The sequence below is a fragment of the Streptomyces sp. NPDC007856 genome (assembly GCF_042868225.1).
Lineage (GTDB): Bacteria > Actinomycetota > Actinomycetes > Streptomycetales > Streptomycetaceae > Streptomyces.
The window spans coordinates 66566-83285 of the sequence record NZ_JBIAEC010000010.1; the positions used below are offsets into that span (position 1 = coordinate 66566).

Consider the following 16720-nt stretch of genomic DNA (forward strand, 5'->3'; position numbering starts at 1 on the left):
TTAATCTACCAAACACTTGTTAGGGAAGGAGAGCGAATGCCCGCCCCCCGCACCGCGCCCATGGAGCCCGTCCGCCGCCTACGCCCCGGACCAGTCGCCGTGGGCCGCTGATGGACCTCGACTTCTCCGCCGCGGACGACGCCTTCCGCGCCGAGGCCCGCGCCTGGCTCGCCGACCATGTGCCCTCCACCCCGCTGCCCTCGCTGGAGACGGCGGAGGGGTTCGCGGCCCACCGGGAGTGGGAGCGGGCCCTGTTCGCCGACCGCTGGTCGGTGGTCTCCTGGCCCGAGGAGTACGGCGGCCGGGCTGTCTCGATCCTGCAGTGGCTGATCTTCGAGGAGGAGTACTACGCGGCCGGTGCGCCCGGCCGGGTCGGCCAGAACGGCATCAACCTCCTCGCGCCCACCCTCTTCGAGCACGGCACACCGGAGCAGTGCGCGCGCGTCCTGCCGTCCATGGCGAGCGGCGAGGTCGTCTGGGCCCAGGCCTGGTCCGAGCCGGAAGCCGGCTCCGACCTCGCCTCGCTGCGCTCCACAGCCGTACGCACCGCCGGCGGCTGGCGCGTGAGCGGCCAGAAGACCTGGTCGTCGCGGGCGGCGTTCGCCGACCGCGCCTTCGGACTGTTCCGCAGCGACCCGGACGCCGAGCGGCCGCACCGGGGCCTGACGTACCTGATGTTCCCGCTGGACGCGGACGGGGTGACGGTGCGGCCGATCGGGCGGCTCGACGGCAAGCCCGCCTTCGCCGAACTCTTCCTGGACGAGGTGTACGTGCCCGACGGGGACGTCATCGGCGAGCCCGGACAGGGCTGGCGGGTGGCGATGAGCACGGCGGGCAACGAGCGCGGCCTCACCCTGCGCAGCCCCGGCCGCTTCATGGCCGCCGCCGACCGGCTGACCCGGCTGTGGCACGAGCACGCCGACCCTTCCGACACCGCGCTGCGCGACCGGGTCGCCGACGCGGTGATCGGCGCCCGCGCCTACCAGCTGTTCGCCTACGCCGCCGCCTCACGTCTGGCGGCGGGAGGTTCCATCGGAGCGGAGTCGAGCCTCAACAAGGTGTTCTGGTCCGAACTGGACATCGCCCTGCACGAGACCGCCCTCGACCTCCTCGGCCCCTACGGCGATCTCGCCGACGACGCCGCGGACGCCCCCGCGCACGGCGGCTGGGCCGAGGGATACGTCTTCTCGCTGGCCGGTCCCATCTACGCGGGCACCAACGAGATCCAGCGCGACATCATCGCCGAGCGGCTGCTCGGCCTGCCGAAGGGACGCCGGTGATGCGCTTCCTCCTCGACGCCGAGCAGCGCGACTTCGCTCGCTCGCTGGACGCCATGCTGACGGCGGCGGCCACGCCGGACGTCGTACGGTCCTGGGCCGCCGGGGACACAGAGCCGGGCCGCGCGCTGTGGTCCAGGCTGGCCGAGGCGGGGCTGTTCGCGCTCGGGATACCGGAGCGGTACGACGGCCTGGGCCCACTTCCGGTCGAACTGGCTGTGGCCTTCGTGGAGTTGGGCCGCCACGCGGTGCCGGGCCCGCTGGCGGAGACAATCGCGGCGGCGGCCCTCCTGGACCGTCTGGGCGACGCGACGACGGCCGCCGCATGGCTGCCGGGGATCGCCGCCGGCAAGGTCGTCGCCTCGGTGTGCCTGCTCTCCCCCGACAGTCCCTACGCCCTGGACGCGGACACCGCCGACGCGGTGTTCGTCGTCGAGGGCCACATCCTGCGCCGGGCCGAGGCGCACGGTCCCGTTCAGCACTCGCTCGACCCGTCCCGGCGGCCGGCCCGCCCGCTCGGCGGCACCGTGCTGGCCCAGGGGCCGGCCGTCGCCGCCGCGGCCGCGCACGCCGCCGAGGTAGCGGCGCTCACCACGGCGGCGCAGGCCCTCGGACTGGGCCGTGCCCTGCTGGACCGGACCGTCGAACACGCCCGGCAGCGCAGGCAGTTCGGGGTCACCATCGGCTCGTTCCAGGCGGTCAAGCACCGGCTGGCCGACTCGCTGATCGCCCTGGAGTTCGCCCAACCGCTGCTCCACGCCGCCGCGTTGGCGATGGAGCGGGGCGACGCCGGGTGCGGGCGCGAGATCGCCGCGGCGAAGGTCTCCGCCTGCGAGGCCGCGTACGCCGCGGCGCGCACCGCCCTGCAGTTGCACGGCGCCCTCGGCTACACCGAGGAACTGGACCTGTCCCTGTGGATCCGCAAGGCCCACGCGCTACGGACCTCCTGGGGCACGCCGTCGGCCTGCCGGGCCCGGGCACTCGCGCCCTGACCGGCCTGTCACCCGCTCGACACCCACGGTCACCCGACCCCGTCACGGGGGCCCCTCCGCGAAGGCCACCGCGACGGTTCAGTGGTTCGGTGCCGCCGTGCTGATCTCCGCCAGCGCCGAGTGCGGATCCTCGACGGCCGCCAGGTCACCGAGGCTGACGAAGCCGACCGGGCAGCCGCCGTGTTCCACGACGGGGAGTCGGCGCAGGCCGTGCCGGCGCATCAGCTCGACCGCGTGGTCCGTGGTGTCCTCGGGGGTCAGGGTCAGCAACGGCGGCCGGCTGCACACCCTGCCGACCGTGGTGGAGTGCGGGTCCAGTCCCGCGGCGAGCGTCCGCACCACGATGTCGCGGTCGGTGAGGACACCGAACAGATCGCAGTCGTAGGCGACCAGGACGTCACCGATGTCGTGCTCCCGCATGAGACGCGCCGCCCGTTCCACCGTGGTCATGGGCTCCACCGCCACCGCGCCGGGCGACATGACCTCACATATCCGCCGTGTCATCGGGCACCTCCGGGATCCGAAATGGTGAGGCGTACGGCCTCGCCCGCCCGCGTAGCCAGGGACGGCTCGGGCAAACCGGATTTTCCGTCGTCCGCCGCGCACGGCGTGGCGCCGCCGGTCCCGGCGAGTGACGATGGAAGCCGAGGGGGGTCGCAGAAGGGATCACGGCGGCCATGGTGGGTGACATCAGCGACGAGCTGCGGGCACGGCGTGAGGGCGAGAACGGTCACCGCTCGATGCCGCACACCGCCGACACCCGTCTGCAGGCCTGGGGCACGACCCGGGAACAGTGCCTGGCGGAGGCGGTACGCGCCATGGTCGAGGCCTTCGCCGATGTGTCCGAGGCACACCCCGCCACCATGGAACGGGTCCGTCTCGCCCCCGGCGACGACGCGGATCTGCTGGTCGCGCTGCTGGAGGAGGTGGTCTACCGGCTGGAGGTGGCGGGCCGGATCCCCGTCGACGTGGAAGCGGAGCCCACCTACGACGGTGGACTGGCGGTACGGCTGTCCCTCGCCGACCTCGCGGACGTCACCGTCATCGGTGCCGCACCCAAGGGTGTCTCCTGGCAGGAGTTGCACATCGGTCCGGACGCGTACGGGTGGTCCTGCACGGTGATCGTGGACGTGTGATCGCACGGGCGCACCCTGCCGCACGGGCACCCGCAGGCCACCGGCGTCAGCCCTTCACCACCCCGAGCGGCACCAGCCGGGCGACCTTCCGGCACAGTCCCGCCCCCTCGCTCGCGGCGACGACCGCGTCGACGTCCTTGTACGCCTCCGGCGTCTCCTCCGTCAGGCCGCGCCAGGACTTCGGGCGCGCGGCGATGCCGGCGTTGCGCAGCCGCGCCCGCAGCTCGCTGCCGGTGATGCTGCGCGCGGCCTGATGACGGCTCATGGTGCGGCCCGCACCATGGCAGGTGGAGTGGAAGGCGTCGCCCCCGGACACGCCGGTCAGCACGTACGACGCCGTCCCGAGGGTGCCGGGGATCAGCACCGGCTGTCCGAACTCCCTTATGTCCTCCGGCAGTTCGGGATGCCCGGGCGGGAAGGCGCGGGTGGCGCCCTTGCGGTGCACGCACAGCCGTCGTCGCCGGCCGTCCACCGGATGGGTCTCGATCTTGGCGAGGTTGTGGGAGACGTCGTACACCAGCGTCAGTCCGGTGCCGGCGGTGCGCCGGAACACGCCGCGTGCCGCGTCGGACAGCAACTGCCGGTTCGCCCGGCCGTAGTTGGCGGCAGCGGCCATGGCCCCGAGATAGTCCTGCCCCTCGGGCGAGTCGACCGGTGTACAGGCCAGTTGCCGGTCGGGCACGGAGATGCCGTAGCGGGCCATGGCGCGGTCCATGAGCCGCACATGGTCGGTGCATATCTGGTGTCCGAGCCCGCGCGAGCCACAGTGGATCATGACGCACACCTGGCCCGGCCCGATCCCGAAGGCGGCAGCGGCCTGGGCGTCGTACACCTCGGCGACCCGCTGCACCTCCAGGAAATGGTTGGCGGAGCCCAGGCTGCCCACCTGGCCGAGGCCACGCTCCCGGGCCCGCTGCCCGACCTGGGTCACGTCCGCGTCGGCGACCGCGCCGGCGTCCTCACAGCGCAACAGGTCGCGCTCCTCCCCGTGGCCCTGCTCCACGGCGTAGCGGGAGCCGCCGTCCAGCAGCCGCTCCAGTTCTCCGGGGCCGGTGAGGTGCCACACACCGCCGGGACCGGCCCCGCGCGGAATCGCCCGGTCCAGGCCGTCCATCACGGCGGTCAGCGCGGGCCGGAGCGTATCGGCGTCGCAGTCGGCGGCCAGCAGCCGCACCCCGCAGGAGATGTCGAAGCCGACGCCGCCCGGCGAGACCACCCCGCCGGCGTCCACGTCGGTGGCGGCGACACCGCCGATGGGAAAGCCGTACCCCCAGTGGATGTCCGGCATGGCGTACGAGGCGGCGACGATGCCGGGCAGCGTGGCCACGTGCGCGACCTGCTCCAGGGACTGCTCGGCATCCCCGAGCAGCTCCCGGGACGCGAAGACGACCCCGGGCACCCGCATGCCCGCGTGCGGCTCGATGCGATAGCGGAAGGAACGTTCCTCGACCAACTCCATCGCGGTCTCCGCCCCGGCTCGGCGCGCACTGGGTCACTGCCCCTGCAGCGCGGCGAGCACGTCGTCGTCGGTCAGCTGCTCGAAGTCCTCGTACCACTCCCCCACGGCCAGGAAGACGGTCGGCCGCTGCAGGCAGAGCACCTCGTCGGCCTCGCCGCGCAGCAGGTCCGCCGCCTGCGGCGAGCACACCGGCACCGCCAGCACGACCCGCTCCGGCGACTGGCGGCGCAGCCAGCGCAGCGCCGCCCGTGCGGTCGCCCCGGTGGCGACCCCATCGTCCACCAGGATCACGGTGCGGTCCCGCAGCTCGGGCGCGGGACGGCCCTGCCGGTACCGCTCCTCCCGGCGGTGCAGCTCCGCCCGCTCCCGCTCCACCACGTCGTCCAGGGCCGCCTCGTCCAGGCCGAGGTCGTCCAGGGTCCGCTCGTCGAACAGCGGAGGGTCGTCACCCGCGAGCGCCCCGACGCCCAGCTCCTCCTGGAACGGCGCGCCGATCTTGCGTGCGACCAGCACGTCGAGCGGTGCCTCCAGCGCCCGCGCCACCTCCCGGGCCACCGTCACCCCGCCACGCGGCAGGGCCAGCACGACCGGATGCGTCAGCGCCCCCGCCTCCTGCCGGATGCGCAGCCGCTCGGCCAGCTCCCGGCCGGCATGGACGCGATCATGAAACCGCATGCCCAGTCGACTCCTTCCACGCCTGCGCCGTGCTCGTCACCGGGCCACGGCGTGCGGTCGTACGACGGCTCGCGCCCGGCGGGTGCGCCCGCTCGCACTCGGACCACCGGACCGGCACGACGGCACGTCCCTCCGGCGCCCCGGCCGGGTACCCGGACCGGGCCGCGACGACACGGGACACGCCGAGGTCCGCGCTCCGGGCCCGGGTGACGAGCGGCGGCGCCCGCAGCGGTGTCCGGCGGCCGCCCGGAGAAGCGACGAGTATGGAACGGAGGAGCTGAGAAATGGCACGCATTCTCGTCGACGGGGACGACGTGGTCGTACACCTGTCGTGGTGGCAGCGGGTGGCCGCCCGCCGCGGTGATGTGCGGGTGCCGCTGACGGCGGTGTGCCGGGTGACGGTCGAAGCCGACTGGTGGCGCGCCCTGCGCGGAGTGCGGCAGCGCGGCACCTGGATTCCCGGCGGCTGGTCCATCGGCACGCGCGGCCATCCCGGCGGGACGGACTTCGTGGCCCTGCGGCCCGGCCGGCCCGTCGTGGACGTCGAACTGCGGCCCTCGGCTCCCTTCCAGCTCCTCGCGGTGTCCGTGCCGGACGACGAGGAGGCGAGGGCCACGGCTCAGCGGCTCGGCCGGACCGCACCGGGGATCGACACCTCCACGCGCTACCGGCAGCCGGTCCCGGTCGCCGAGGAGACTTCCGACGGGAGCACCCCTCGCGCCCTGCCCATGGCCGCCGAGAGGCGTCCGGACGGAAAGCGCGAGCGCTGAGCGAACCCCGCCGCCTCCGCCCCGCTCGCCGCCGAGCTGCTGAAGAAGCTGGGCTGAACCGTGGGCGTGTCCCGGTCAGCGGTCCAGCCGTAGGTCGCACCGAGGAGACGGCGCCCTCCGCCGTCCTCACCGCGGGCCCCGCTCGGCCTCACGGCGGCGGAGTTCCCGGTGGGCGATGGTGCGCTTGTGGACCTCGTCGGGGCCGTCCGCCAGGCGCAGCGTGCGCAGGTGGGCGTACATGCCGGCCAGAGGGAAGTCGTCGGAGACGCCGGCGCCGCCGTGGACCTGGATGGCGCGGTCGACGACTCTGAGGGCGATGTCCGGTGCGGCCACCTTGATGGCGGCGATCTCCGTCCGCGCGACCTTGTTGCCCACGGTGTCCATCAGATGGGCCGCCTGGAGGGTCAGCAGCCGGGCCATGTCGATCTCGATACGAGCCTCGGCGATCCAGTCCTGGATGTTGGCCCGCTCGGCGAGCGGCGCCCCGAACGTCGTCCGCTCCTGGGCCCGGTCGATCATCAGGTCCAGGGCCCGCTCGGCCATGCCGATGCTGCGCATGCAGTGGTGGATGCGCCCGGGACCCAGCCGGGCCTGACTGATCATGAAGCCGTCGCCCTCGTGGGCGAGCAGGGCCGTGGACGGTACCCGCACGTTCTCGAAGAGGACCTCACCGTGGCCTTCCCGGTCCTGGTAGCCGAACACGGGCAGGCTGCGCACCACGGTGATGCCGGGGGTGTCCAGCGGCACGACCATCATGCTCTGCTGACGGTGGCTGGGCGCGTCCGGGTCGGTCTTGCCCATGACGATGAGGACCCTGCAGTTCTTGTGCAGGACGTTGGAGGTCCACCACTTGCGTCCGTCGAGTATGTAGTCGTCACCGTCGCGCCGCATGCGCAGCTGGATGTTGCGTGCGTCGGAACTGGCGACGGCCGGTTCGGTCATCGCGAACGCGGAGGCGATCTCTCCGGCGAGCAGCGGCTTGAGCCACCTCTCCTTGTGCTCCTCGGTGCCGAAGAGCGTCAGCACCTCCATGTTCCCGGTGTCCGGCGCGTTGCAGTTGGTGGCCTCCGGCGCCAGGTGCGGGCTGCGGCCCATGATCTCGGCGAGCGGGGCGTACTCCAGGTTGGTCAGGCCCGGTCCCCACTCGGGATGCGGGTGGAAGAGGTTCCACAGTCCCTGCTTCCTGGCCTCGGCCTTCAGCTCCTCCAGGACGGGCGGGTGGAAGTGCGGATCGCCCGACTGCGCCATCTGCGCCTCGTAGACGGGTTCCGCGGGGTAGATGTGCTCGTCCATGAAGGCCAGCAGCTTCTCCTGGTACGCCTTGGCCCTGTCGGTCGTCTGGAACACGGGTTCACCTCGGTGTGTTCGTGGTGGGGGAACGAGGAAGGTCACCGCGTCCGCGCGGGCGGGTGGAGCACGGACTTCAGCGCCGCGGCCGTCGCGGCGGCGTCCGTGTGCACGATCCCGGCGAGACCCGCGCGTTCGGCCGCGGTGATGTTCTGCTCCAGGTCGTCCACCATCACCGCGTCCCGCGGGCGGACGCCCAGCCGTTCGCAGGCGATCTCGTAGGCCCGGCGCGAGGGTTTGCGGACGCCCACCTCTCGCGAGATGGTGACGGCGTCGAACATGCCCGGCAGGTCGAACCCGGCGTAGCAGTCGTCGCCGAGCGAGTTGGACAGCAGCCCCACGCGGTGTCCGGCCTCCCGCACCCGTGCGACCAGGTCGATCATGGCGCGGTCGGGCTCCATCGCGCTCTGCACCCGGCGTACGATGCCCGGCTCGGCGGGGTCGATCGCCACTCCGTGGGCTCGGAGCCGCTCGGCGAAGCCCTGTTCGAACTGCAGCTCGCCGATCCGGCCTTCCTCGTGCGCCACGAGCAGGGCGCCGCTCGCCCGGTCCCTGGCCAGCAGGCGCAACGGCAGCCGTGGGTCGCAGCCCAGGGCGGAGCCCAGCTGCTCGAAGGCCGCGAGCACGCTGGTGGTGAGCACCCCTCCGAAGTCGAACAGGACGGCAGTGCGGGTCCCGGGCGGGATGGTTCGGGTCACCTGCGTGTCCTCCTCGTGCCGTCGGTGCGCGGGGGCCACAGCCCTGTATAGTTGAATCCAACGTCAAGTTCAATACTTACAACACCCGGCTGAGCAGGGCAGGTTCGCTCGGTGGGATCGGCTGATTGGCGGTGTGGTGACACATGACGACGAAGGTTTCGCTCGCGGACTGGGAGCGCCTCAAGTCGCGTGACGTCGAGACGAACGGCATCACACTGCGCGTCTTCGAGCACGGCGAGCACAGGCCCGGCACACCGCCGGTCGTGCTGTGCCACGGCTTCCCCGAACTCGCCTTCTCCTGGCGCCATCAGGTCTTCGCCCTCGCCGAGGCCGGACACCGGGTCCTCGCGCCCGACATGCGCGGTTACGGAGGAAGCTCACGGCCACGGGACGTCGAGGCCTACGACGTGGTGAACCTGTGCGCGGACCTCGCGGGTCTCCTGGACGACGTGGGCGCCGAGGACGCGGTCTTCGTGGGACACGACTGGGGAGCGAACGTCGTGTGGCACATGGCCTGGCTGCACCCCGGACGGGTGCGTGCCGTGGCCGGCCTGAGCGTTCCCGCCACCCCGCGCTCCCCCGTCCCGCCGCTGCCCGTCCTTCGTTCGCGGCTGGGCGCCGACTTCTACATGGTGTGGTTCCAGGAGCCCGAAGTCGCGGACCGGGCGCTGGCGCGGAACGTCCGCAGGACCCTTGTCGCACGGGAGATCTACTCCGCCGAGTGGGCGTCCCGCGACGAGGCCGAACTCGCGCCCCCGCCGTGGCTCGGCGAGGAGGAGCTGGCCCATTACGTCAGGACGTTCGAGGAGACCGGGTTCACTGGCGGCCTCAACTACTACCGCAACATGGACCGCAACTGGGCGCTGACCCGCGAACTCCAGGGCCGCCCCATCACACAGCCGTCCTTCTTCCTCACCGGCTCCAGGGATCCCGTCGCCCGGTTCATGCCCGCCGACAACCTGGGGACGGTCCTCACCGATCTGCGCGAGCACGTCGTCCTGGAAGGCGCCGGCCACTGGGTCCAGCAGGAGCGCCCCCAGGAGGTCAACGCAGCGCTGCTCCGCTTCCTGGGATCCCTCGGCCTGGGCCGGTGATGCGGCTGCCGGGGCCGATCCGCCGGGCGGCGACTATCATCGGCTGCCACCTGCACGTGTGCGAACGACGGCGAATGGACTGCATTGGCTTCCCAGGCCCCGGCTCATGACGGCTCCCGGCAACCGCTCGCCCCGCGCAGCCGGCGGGGCGAGCGCACGCGCAACGCGCTCATCACCGCGGCGCGCGAGGTCTTCGAGCGCGACGGCTATCTCGACGCCCGGATCACCGACATCACCGCTGCCGCCCATGTCGCCTCCGGCTCGTTCTACACGTACTTCAACGACAAAGAGGATGTCTTCCGGGCGCTCGTGGACATCGTGCAGGAGGAGATGCTCCACCCGCACCTGCGCGAGCGCACCGGCATCACCGACACCCGGCAGCTCATCGACGCGGCCAACCGTGACTATCTGCGCTCGTACAAGAAGAACGCCCGCCTGATGGCCCTGTTCGAGCAGGTCGCCCACATCGACGACAACTTCCGGGCGCTGCGCATCGAACGCGGCAACGCCTTCGCGCGACGCAACGCCAAGATGATCCGCGCCCTGCAGGACGGCGGCGAGGCCGATCCCACGCTCGATCCCCTGGTGACGGCCCACGCCCTGTCCGGCATGGTGAGCCGCATGGCCTACAGCGTGTTCGTGCTCGGACAGCGGATCCCCTTCGAACGGCTGGTGACCACGCTCAACAAGATCTGGGAGAACGCGCTCCAGCTGAAGCCCACCGGCGACGAATAGGACCGTCGCCGGGAGGCGCCGGCTGCTCGGCGAGGCCCAGCGCCATGCCTCAGTACTTCTTCGCGCCGGCCTGGATCGCCTCGCGGATGCGGTGGTAGGTGCCGCACCGGCAGACGTTGCGGATCTCGTCGAGGTCGGCCTCCGTGATCTCCCGGCCCTCCTCGCGGACCTGGCGGACCTTGGCGACGGCGGCCATGATCTGACCGGGCTGGCAGTAGCCGCACTGCGCGACGTCGTACTCCAGCCAGGCCTCCTGCATCGGATGCAGGTCACGGCCGACGGTGGCGGGCAGGCCCTCGATGGTGGTGATCTCGTCATCGGCGCCGATGTCCTGCACCGGCACCGAACACGGGTTGAACGCCTTGCCGTTGACGTGGCTGGTGCAGGCCTGGCAGACGCCGAGACCGCAGCCGTACTTCGGTCCGGTGACACCGAGGACGTCTCTGAGCACCCACAGCAGCCGGACGTCGTCCTCGATGTCGACGGTCACCCGCTTGCCGTTGAGGATGAAGGTGTGTTCGGGCACAGGGGTCTCCTAGTAGGCGCGGTCGAGGCCGTCGGTGGGCGACGCGGGGATCGGCGGCGTGGTGGGCAGCGGCTCGAAACCGAGCGGTCCGGCGTGGTTGAGCGGAAAGTTGGTCGGCATGGTACCGGTGGCCCGGCCGTAGGCGCAGGCCACGGCGGCGGCCGCACCCGCCACCGCCAGCTCGCCCGCACCGCCGGGCTGCCCGGTGGTCGGCGGCATGACGACGATCTCCAGCTCGGGCGGGGTGTTCCACTGCCGGGCGTAGAAGTAGTTGTCCCAACTCCCTTCCAGGAAGTGGCCGTTGTCCAGATGGAGGCCGGAGCTGAGAGTGATCGCGATGCCGTCCATGATGCCGCCCATCATCTGCGCCTCAAGACCCCGAGGGTTGACGGCCAGACCCACGTCGACGACGCACACGACCTTGGTGACGCGAGGGCCGGTGTAGGCGTCGCGGACCGTGCGGCCGGTGGTCTCCGGCCGGCAGTCGATCTCGGCGAGGACAGCGACGTACGCATGGTATTCGGGATGGAGCGCGATGCCCTGCGCCGTCCCGGCGGGCATGCTCCGCCCCCAGTTCCCGACGTCGACCACCTTGTCGAGGACGGCCCGCGCCCGCTCGTCCTTGAGGAACTCCCGGCGGAACCGGTAGGGATCCTTGCCCATCCGCCTGGCCAGCTCGTCCACGACGAGTTCCTGCGCACAGCGCACATTGGGCGAGTAGATGTTGCGCATCGAGCCGGTGTTGAAGCCCTTGTCGGTCTCGCCCAGCGTCTGGGTGACGACACCGAAGTTGTACGGGGTCTGCTGGCTGAGCGCGAAGATCGTCTCGGAGAAGGTGAGGCCGCCGACGGGCAGCCGCGCGGCCTCCGCGGTGATGATCTCGCCGACGCCGTGGCCGAAGTCGGTGGCGACGGAGGTGTGCCGCTGGTCGTAGGTGAGGACCTGGCCGAGCGCATAGGTGGCGCGGACCCGCGAGGTGGCCATCGGGTGGGTACGGCCCTGCCGGAAGTCGTCGGTGCGGTGCCACATCAGCTTGACCGGCTTGCCCATCGCCCGGGAGATCTCGGCGGCCTCGGCGGCGGCGTCGTGGAAGAGCTTGCGCCCGAAGGAGCCGCCGCCCTCGGTGACATGGACCTTCACGGCCGAGACCGGCAGCCCCAGCTTCAGCGCGATCTGCTCCTGGGCGGCGATCGGGGACTTCAGGCTTCCCCAAATCTCGGCGGAGTCGTCTCGTACGTCGGCGATGGCGCAGTTGGTCTCCAGCGCGCTGTTGCTCGCGAAGTGGAAGGTGAACCGGGCGTCGACCGACTTGGTCAGCAGGTCCAGTGCCGGAAGCGGGAGTTCGGTCCTGCGGAGTTCGTCGTGGACGGTGTCGTCGCTCTTTCCGTCGGCCGTTCCGGCGCCCCAGGATACCTTCAGCGCGCGTACGGCGTCGATGCACTGGCCGAACGTACGGCCGCGGACGGCGACGCCGGTGGAGACAGCCACGACGTCCGTGACGCCGGGCATCGACCGCACCTCGGCGAGATTCTCCACCGAGCGCACCGTGCCGTTGATCGTCGGCGGCCGGCACACCATCGTCGGCAGGGCGTCGGGGATCTTCAGGTCCATGGCGAACGTCTTGCGCCCGGTCACCGCTTCCCGCGCGTCGATACGGCCCTGCGCGGTGCCGATGACCTCGAACTCCGCGGCGTCCTTGAGCGCGACGGACACCTGACTGGACGTCATCGCGGCAGCTTTCTCGGCGAGTTCGCCGTAGGTGAGACTGCGACCGCCCGCCGCCGAGGTGATGACCCCGGCCTTGGTGGTCAGGGTGTTCAGGGCCGCCCCGAGTTCCAGGGCCGCCGCCTGCAACAGCCGGCCCCGGGCCACCGCCGCCGCCACCCGGATCGGCGTGAAGGTCGAGATCGTGGTGTTGGAGCCACCCGTGAGCTGGTTGAACAGCAGTTCCGGCCGCGCGTCGGCGAGCGTGACCCGGATCCGCTCCAGCGGCAGGTCCAGTTCCTCGGCGATCAGCATGGCGCTGGACGTCGTGATGCCCTGCCCGACCTCCGCCCGGGGCAGCGCGAAGGAGGCCGTGCCGTCGGTGTCGACGCGGATCGTGATCAGGTTCGCCGTCGGCAGTGCCGCATCGGTGAGCATGTCGTTGAGGTCGTAGATCTCCGCCGGGCCCGGCACGGAGGGGACGACGGCCGCCGCCTCGTCCGGTGCGAACACCACCTCACCGAGTTCGGCGGCCACGGTCAGCGTCGAGGCGGCCAGCACATACCCGAGGAATCTGCGCCGCCCGATCCCGGCCGCCGCGGGTATGTGTCCGGAGCTGTCCATGCGATCTCCTTCGATCCGCCACGAGTTGTGCACATGCCCGATCCGCGCGAGGACGGTGCGACACGCCGCCGGTGATTCCACCGCTCACCACCGGTTTCGGCCATAGGCAGGCGACGGGAAAAGGCGTCGCGGGACTGTGCCGGCGCACAGTCCCGTCGGCCTACACTGCGCCCGTGACGACGCAGCTGAGGGCCGCCGACCGGGTCGTCGAACTGGTCGGCCGGCTGCTGACCGAGGTGGACCGGCTCGCGGAGGACCTCACCGACGAGATCCTCGGAGGCGAGCACTCGTACGCCGAGAGCACGCTGCTCGCCCGGGAACAGTTGCGTTCCCTGGTGCGCGACAACCTGACCACGATGTTCGCGTCACTGCAGGGGCGGCCCACGACCCTTGAGGCGCCCCGCGCCGCCGGGCGCCTGAAGGCCGCGCAGGGCATCCCGCTGGCCGCTCTCCTGCACGCCTACCGGCTGGCCGGCCGCTTCATCTGGGACCGGCTGCTCGCGGCCGCCGTGGACGAGGAGAGCACCGTCGAGCTGCTGCACATGGCCTCCGACATCTGGGCGGCCATCGACGACTACTCCAGTGCGGCCGCCGACGCCTATCGGGCCACCGTCGAGGAACAGTCGCGGCGCGACACCACGACCCGGAGCATGATGCTCACCACCCTGCTCGACGGCAGGGCCGGCACCGGAGCGAGCGCATGGGAGATCGCACGGGTCCTGGACCTCGACCGGCAGGGCCCCTTTCTGGTGGTCTGCGCCGAGGTCCACGACGAGGTGGAGCCACTGCCCAGCGTGCGCAGCCGGCTGCGTGCCGCCGGAATCGGCTCCGAATGGATCAAGCCGATAGGGGCCTGGGTTGGCCTGCTGGCCCTGCCGCACGAGCAGGCCATCGCGCATGCGGTCGACCAGCTGTCCGGCATCGCGCTGTCCCGGGTCGGGATCAGCCGCGCCTTCACCTCGCCAGTGAACGCCCCGACCGCCTGGCGGCAGGCCCAACTGGCCGTACAGTGCCTGCCCCGTGGAGCGGGCGGCACCCACCTGTACGGCAGCGCTCCGGTGTCGCTCCTGGCGGCCGCCTCCCCCGACATGGCGCAGGAAGTCGCCCGGGCTGTCCTCGGCCCCCTTCTCGCCCTGCCCCCGCAGGAACGGGCCACCCTGCTGGCGACCCTGCACGCCTGGTTCGCCGGCGGCGGATCGACGACGGCGGCGGCCGGCCGGCTGCACTGTCACCGCAACACGGTCCTGTACCGCCTCAACCGCATCGCCGAACTGACCGGCCGCCGTACCACCGACGCGGAGTCCTCCGCCGAGCTGTACATCGCCCTGGAGGCCGTACGCCTGAGCGGGCGGCCGGGTCCGTACGACGGACACGGCACGCTGGACTGAGCCCGGCGATCCCCGGCCACGCCGGACCGGACGAACCCCGTGCTCACGACACCGTCCAGTCACCCATGGGCGTCGAGCGCCGTACGGACCAGGCCTTCGACGGCCTCGGGGTCGCCCGCGTCGGACGGACATGCCAGTGCGCCGGTCTCCCGCTCCAGCCGCCACAGCGGCTCCACCCGGCGCTCACAGGGGTTCAGCTGTCTGTTCCGGGTAGATCGTGGCCTGGTAGCGGCCGCAACCATCGAGCCACAGACGAACCTGGACAGCCGACCGTTCATGCGTCTCGGAAGCGGAGCAGCAGGCCGCCGGCGGTGAGTGCGGCGAGGGCCCACAGGGCCAGTACGCCGAGCCCCTACCAGGGGCCGATGGGCAGATTGCCGATGTCGACGGTGACCTGGACGGCGAGGCCGGCCGTCATCGGGGAGATCTGCTGGAGGTGGCGCTGCCAGTGTGTTGAGAGTCATCTGGAACCGGATAGCCGGTCTGTCCGCCTGACTTCCGGCGAGGATCCTCGCCACACCGAACCAACTGGGCCCATCATCCGAGGAGATCAGCCACGGAGGCGAGAAACCCCTTCCGTCTCCACCGCGCCCCGGGGTCGACGACTGCACGGCCGCGTTCCTCGCGCAGTCGTCGTGCGAGCGTGCGGATCTCCCCCCATGCTGGAGACGAGGGGGGTGTGACAACGGAGGAAGTGGTGACGATGCGGACCGTTGTCGACCTCACACGGTGCCAGGGCTATGCACAGTGCGTGTTCCTCGCGCCCGAGGTGTTCGAGCTGCACGGCGAGGAGGGGCTGCTGTACGCCACGGCCGTGCCCGACGATCAGATCGAGCGCGTGCGCCAGGCCGCCGCGGCATGCCCGGTGCAGGCGATCCTCCTCGGCGAGGGGGTGAGCAGTGGTGTCCGCTGACCTCAAGGACGGCCGGATCGTCATCGTCGGTGCGTCGCTGGCCGGGCTGCGGGCCGCGGAGGCGTTGCGCGAGGAGGGTTTCACCGGCTCGCTGACCATGGTCGGGGACGAGCCGCACGCGCCCTACGACCGGCCGCCGCTGTCCAAGCAGGTGCTGCTCGGGCAGGCGACGGCGGACACCACCGAGCTCCCGATGCGCCGGGATCCGGACGCCGAGTGGCGCCTAGGCGTACCCGCCACCGGTGTGGACCCGCTGGCGAGACGCGTGGTGCTGGAAGACGGCGAGTCACTGCCGTACGACAGGCTGCTGATCGCCACCGGAACCCGCGCGCGTCCCTGGCCCAACCCGGAGGAAGCCGCCCTGGACGGGGTCTTCACTCTGCGCACCCGTGAGGACGCGGGCGGGCTGTCCGAGCGGCTGGCCGCCGGGCCGAAGCGGGTGCTGGTGATCGGCGCCGGTTTCACCGGTTCGGAGATCGCCTCGGCATGCCGGGAACTCGGGCTGGCCGTGACCGTCGCCGAACGCGGCCCCGCGCCCCTGGTGGGCGCGCTCGGCGGCACCCTGTCCAAGCTCGCGGCCGTCATGCACCGCAATCACGGCGTGGATCTGCGCACCGGTGTGACGGTCACCGCCCTGCGCGGGAACGGCAGCTTCACCGGTGCGGAGCTGTCGGACGGCAGCCGCGTCGACGCCGATGTGTGCGTCGTGGCGCTGGGGGCGGTCCGCAACGTCGAGTGGCTGGCGGAGTCCGGGCTGGCGGCGGGCCCTCGCGGGGTCGCCTGCGACGCCGGGTGCCGCGCGTTCAACATGTACGGGATCGTCACCGATGACATCTTCGTGGCCGGTGACGTCTCCCGCTTCCCCCACCCACTGTTCGGCTACCAGATGCTGTCCCTGGAGCACTGGGGGAACGCGGTCGAGCAGGCCCAGGTGGCGGCCCACAACATGGTCAGCCCAGGGCCCCTGCGGCGCCCGCACCTGGCCGTCCCGGTGTTCTGGTCGACCCAGTTCGGGCTCAACATCAAGTCGGTCGGCGTGCCCACCTACTCCGACTACGTGGTCATCGCCCAGGGCTCCTTGGAGGCGCGCCGCCTGGCGATGGTCTACGGCTACCGAGGACGGGTGACGGCCGCGGTCACCGTCGACATGGCGAAGTCCCTCGACTACTACCGGCACTTGATCGAGACGGCTGCCGCGTTCCCGCCCCCGCCGGGCGCGGCGGACCGTGCGATCGCGGCCGACATCCCGATTCCCTCCGATGTGCCGGACCCGTCGGTGCTGTCGCACGGACCGACCGTAGCGCTCACCGGACACCTCCCCGATCGCCGGCTGACGATGGTGTGACGCACCGGCCGTCCACGTCCTGCCCCCACCCGAGGAG

16 protein-coding genes are annotated in these 16720 nt (G+C 71.7%); 9 read left to right on the forward strand and 7 right to left on the reverse strand.

Annotated elements, in window-relative coordinates; translation table 11 throughout:
- Positions 1-110: 110 nt before the first annotated feature.
- On the forward strand, positions 111-1280 hold the full coding sequence (locus ACFYOH_RS23590; protein ID WP_388628630.1) for an acyl-CoA dehydrogenase family protein: 1170 nt from the start codon (positions 111-113) through the stop codon (positions 1278-1280).
- The gene (locus tag ACFYOH_RS23595; protein WP_388628633.1) at positions 1280-2269 is read left to right on the forward strand and encodes an acyl-CoA dehydrogenase family protein; all 990 of its coding nucleotides are present in this window, start codon (positions 1280-1282) and stop codon (positions 2267-2269) included. Before ACFYOH_RS23590 ends, ACFYOH_RS23595 begins: the two co-directional genes overlap by 1 nt.
- A 78-nt stretch (positions 2270-2347) precedes the next feature.
- Here ACFYOH_RS23595 and ACFYOH_RS23600 read toward each other — a convergent pair whose 3' ends face one another.
- On the reverse strand, positions 2348-2773 hold the full coding sequence (locus ACFYOH_RS23600; RefSeq protein ID WP_388628636.1) for a CBS domain-containing protein: 426 nt from the start codon (positions 2771-2773) through the stop codon (positions 2348-2350).
- 173 nt (positions 2774-2946) lie between these two features.
- On the opposite strand from ACFYOH_RS23600, the gene ACFYOH_RS23605 reads away from it, so the two are divergent.
- Positions 2947-3405 (forward strand): archease, encoded by a 459-nt coding sequence (locus ACFYOH_RS23605; protein WP_388628639.1) that lies wholly within the window; start codon positions 2947-2949, stop codon positions 3403-3405.
- 46 nt (positions 3406-3451) lie between these two features.
- On the opposite strand, the gene ACFYOH_RS23610 is transcribed toward ACFYOH_RS23605, so the two are convergent.
- A complete protein-coding gene (locus ACFYOH_RS23610) occupies positions 3452-4864 on the reverse strand; it encodes an RtcB family protein (protein WP_388628642.1) in 1413 nt (470 codons plus the stop codon).
- 33 nt (positions 4865-4897) lie between these two features.
- The gene (locus ACFYOH_RS23615) at positions 4898-5539 is read right to left on the reverse strand and encodes a phosphoribosyltransferase (protein WP_388628645.1); all 642 of its coding nucleotides are present in this window, start codon (positions 5537-5539) and stop codon (positions 4898-4900) included.
- Positions 5540-5823: 284 nt separating this feature from the next.
- On the opposite strand from ACFYOH_RS23615, the gene ACFYOH_RS23620 reads away from it, so the two are divergent.
- Positions 5824-6309 carry a hypothetical protein gene (locus tag ACFYOH_RS23620; RefSeq protein WP_388628648.1) on the forward strand — a complete coding sequence of 162 codons (486 nt, stop codon included), beginning with the start codon at positions 5824-5826 and terminating at the stop codon, positions 6307-6309.
- Positions 6310-6435: 126 nt separating this feature from the next.
- Here ACFYOH_RS23620 and ACFYOH_RS23625 read toward each other — a convergent pair whose 3' ends face one another.
- Positions 6436-7656, reverse strand: a complete 1221-nt coding sequence (locus ACFYOH_RS23625) for an acyl-CoA dehydrogenase family protein (protein WP_388628650.1) — start codon at positions 7654-7656, stop codon at positions 6436-6438.
- 41 nt (positions 7657-7697) lie between these two features.
- A complete protein-coding gene (locus ACFYOH_RS23630) occupies positions 7698-8354 on the reverse strand; it encodes an HAD family hydrolase (protein ID WP_388628653.1) in 657 nt (218 codons plus the stop codon).
- 143 nt (positions 8355-8497) lie between these two features.
- Between ACFYOH_RS23630 and ACFYOH_RS23635 the strand changes: the two genes are divergently transcribed.
- On the forward strand, positions 8498-9448 hold the full coding sequence (locus ACFYOH_RS23635; RefSeq protein ID WP_388628656.1) for an alpha/beta fold hydrolase: 951 nt from the start codon (positions 8498-8500) through the stop codon (positions 9446-9448).
- An 84-nt stretch (positions 9449-9532) separates the two neighbouring features.
- Positions 9533-10183, forward strand: coding sequence for a TetR/AcrR family transcriptional regulator (locus ACFYOH_RS23640; protein ID WP_388628659.1), 651 nt, complete (start codon positions 9533-9535; stop codon positions 10181-10183).
- Positions 10184-10232: 49 nt separating this feature from the next.
- Here the strand turns inward: ACFYOH_RS23640 and ACFYOH_RS23645 are convergent, their stop codons facing one another.
- Both ACFYOH_RS23645 and ACFYOH_RS23650 read right to left on the reverse strand, forming a co-directional pair.
- Positions 10233-10709 carry a (2Fe-2S)-binding protein gene (locus ACFYOH_RS23645; RefSeq protein ID WP_388628662.1) on the reverse strand — a complete coding sequence of 159 codons (477 nt, stop codon included), beginning with the start codon at positions 10707-10709 and terminating at the stop codon, positions 10233-10235.
- Between the two features lie 9 nt (positions 10710-10718).
- Positions 10719-13037 (reverse strand): molybdopterin cofactor-binding domain-containing protein, encoded by a 2319-nt coding sequence (locus ACFYOH_RS23650; RefSeq protein ID WP_388628665.1) that lies wholly within the window; start codon positions 13035-13037, stop codon positions 10719-10721.
- A gap of 173 nt (positions 13038-13210) precedes the next feature.
- On the opposite strand from ACFYOH_RS23650, the gene ACFYOH_RS23655 reads away from it, so the two are divergent.
- The 3 genes from ACFYOH_RS23655 (at position 13211) to ACFYOH_RS23665 (ending at position 16683) form a co-directional block, all read left to right on the forward strand.
- On the forward strand, positions 13211-14425 hold the full coding sequence (locus tag ACFYOH_RS23655) for a PucR family transcriptional regulator (RefSeq protein WP_388628668.1): 1215 nt from the start codon (positions 13211-13213) through the stop codon (positions 14423-14425).
- A 703-nt stretch (positions 14426-15128) separates the two neighbouring features.
- Positions 15129-15338, forward strand: a complete 210-nt coding sequence (locus ACFYOH_RS23660) for a ferredoxin (RefSeq protein WP_388628671.1) — start codon at positions 15129-15131, stop codon at positions 15336-15338.
- Positions 15328-16683, forward strand: coding sequence for an NAD(P)/FAD-dependent oxidoreductase (locus tag ACFYOH_RS23665; RefSeq protein WP_388628674.1), 1356 nt, complete (start codon positions 15328-15330; stop codon positions 16681-16683). The genes ACFYOH_RS23660 and ACFYOH_RS23665 overlap by 11 nt, the downstream gene beginning before the upstream one ends.
- Positions 16684-16720 lie beyond the last annotated feature (37 nt).

Bases quoted from the DNA above. Each gene is read 5' to 3' on its own strand.
- ACFYOH_RS23590 (WP_388628630.1), top strand. From the start codon at position 111: ATGGACCTCGACTTCTCCGCCGCGGACGACGCCTTCCGCGCCGAGGCC.
- ACFYOH_RS23595 (WP_388628633.1), top strand. From the start codon at position 1,280: ATGCGCTTCCTCCTCGACGCCGAGCAGCGCGACTTCGCTCGCTCGCTG.
- ACFYOH_RS23600 (WP_388628636.1), bottom strand. From the start codon at position 2,773: ATGACACGGCGGATATGTGAGGTCATGTCGCCCGGCGCGGTGGCGGTG.
- ACFYOH_RS23605 (WP_388628639.1), top strand. From the start codon at position 2,947: ATGGTGGGTGACATCAGCGACGAGCTGCGGGCACGGCGTGAGGGCGAG.
- ACFYOH_RS23610 (WP_388628642.1), bottom strand. From the start codon at position 4,864: ATGGAGTTGGTCGAGGAACGTTCCTTCCGCTATCGCATCGAGCCGCAC.
- ACFYOH_RS23615 (WP_388628645.1), bottom strand. From the start codon at position 5,539: ATGCGGTTTCATGATCGCGTCCATGCCGGCCGGGAGCTGGCCGAGCGG.
- ACFYOH_RS23620 (WP_388628648.1), top strand. From the start codon at position 5,824: ATGGCACGCATTCTCGTCGACGGGGACGACGTGGTCGTACACCTGTCG.
- ACFYOH_RS23635 (WP_388628656.1), top strand. From the start codon at position 8,498: ATGACGACGAAGGTTTCGCTCGCGGACTGGGAGCGCCTCAAGTCGCGT.
- ACFYOH_RS23650 (WP_388628665.1), bottom strand. From the start codon at position 13,037: ATGGACAGCTCCGGACACATACCCGCGGCGGCCGGGATCGGGCGGCGC.
- ACFYOH_RS23660 (WP_388628671.1), top strand. From the start codon at position 15,129: ATGCGGACCGTTGTCGACCTCACACGGTGCCAGGGCTATGCACAGTGC.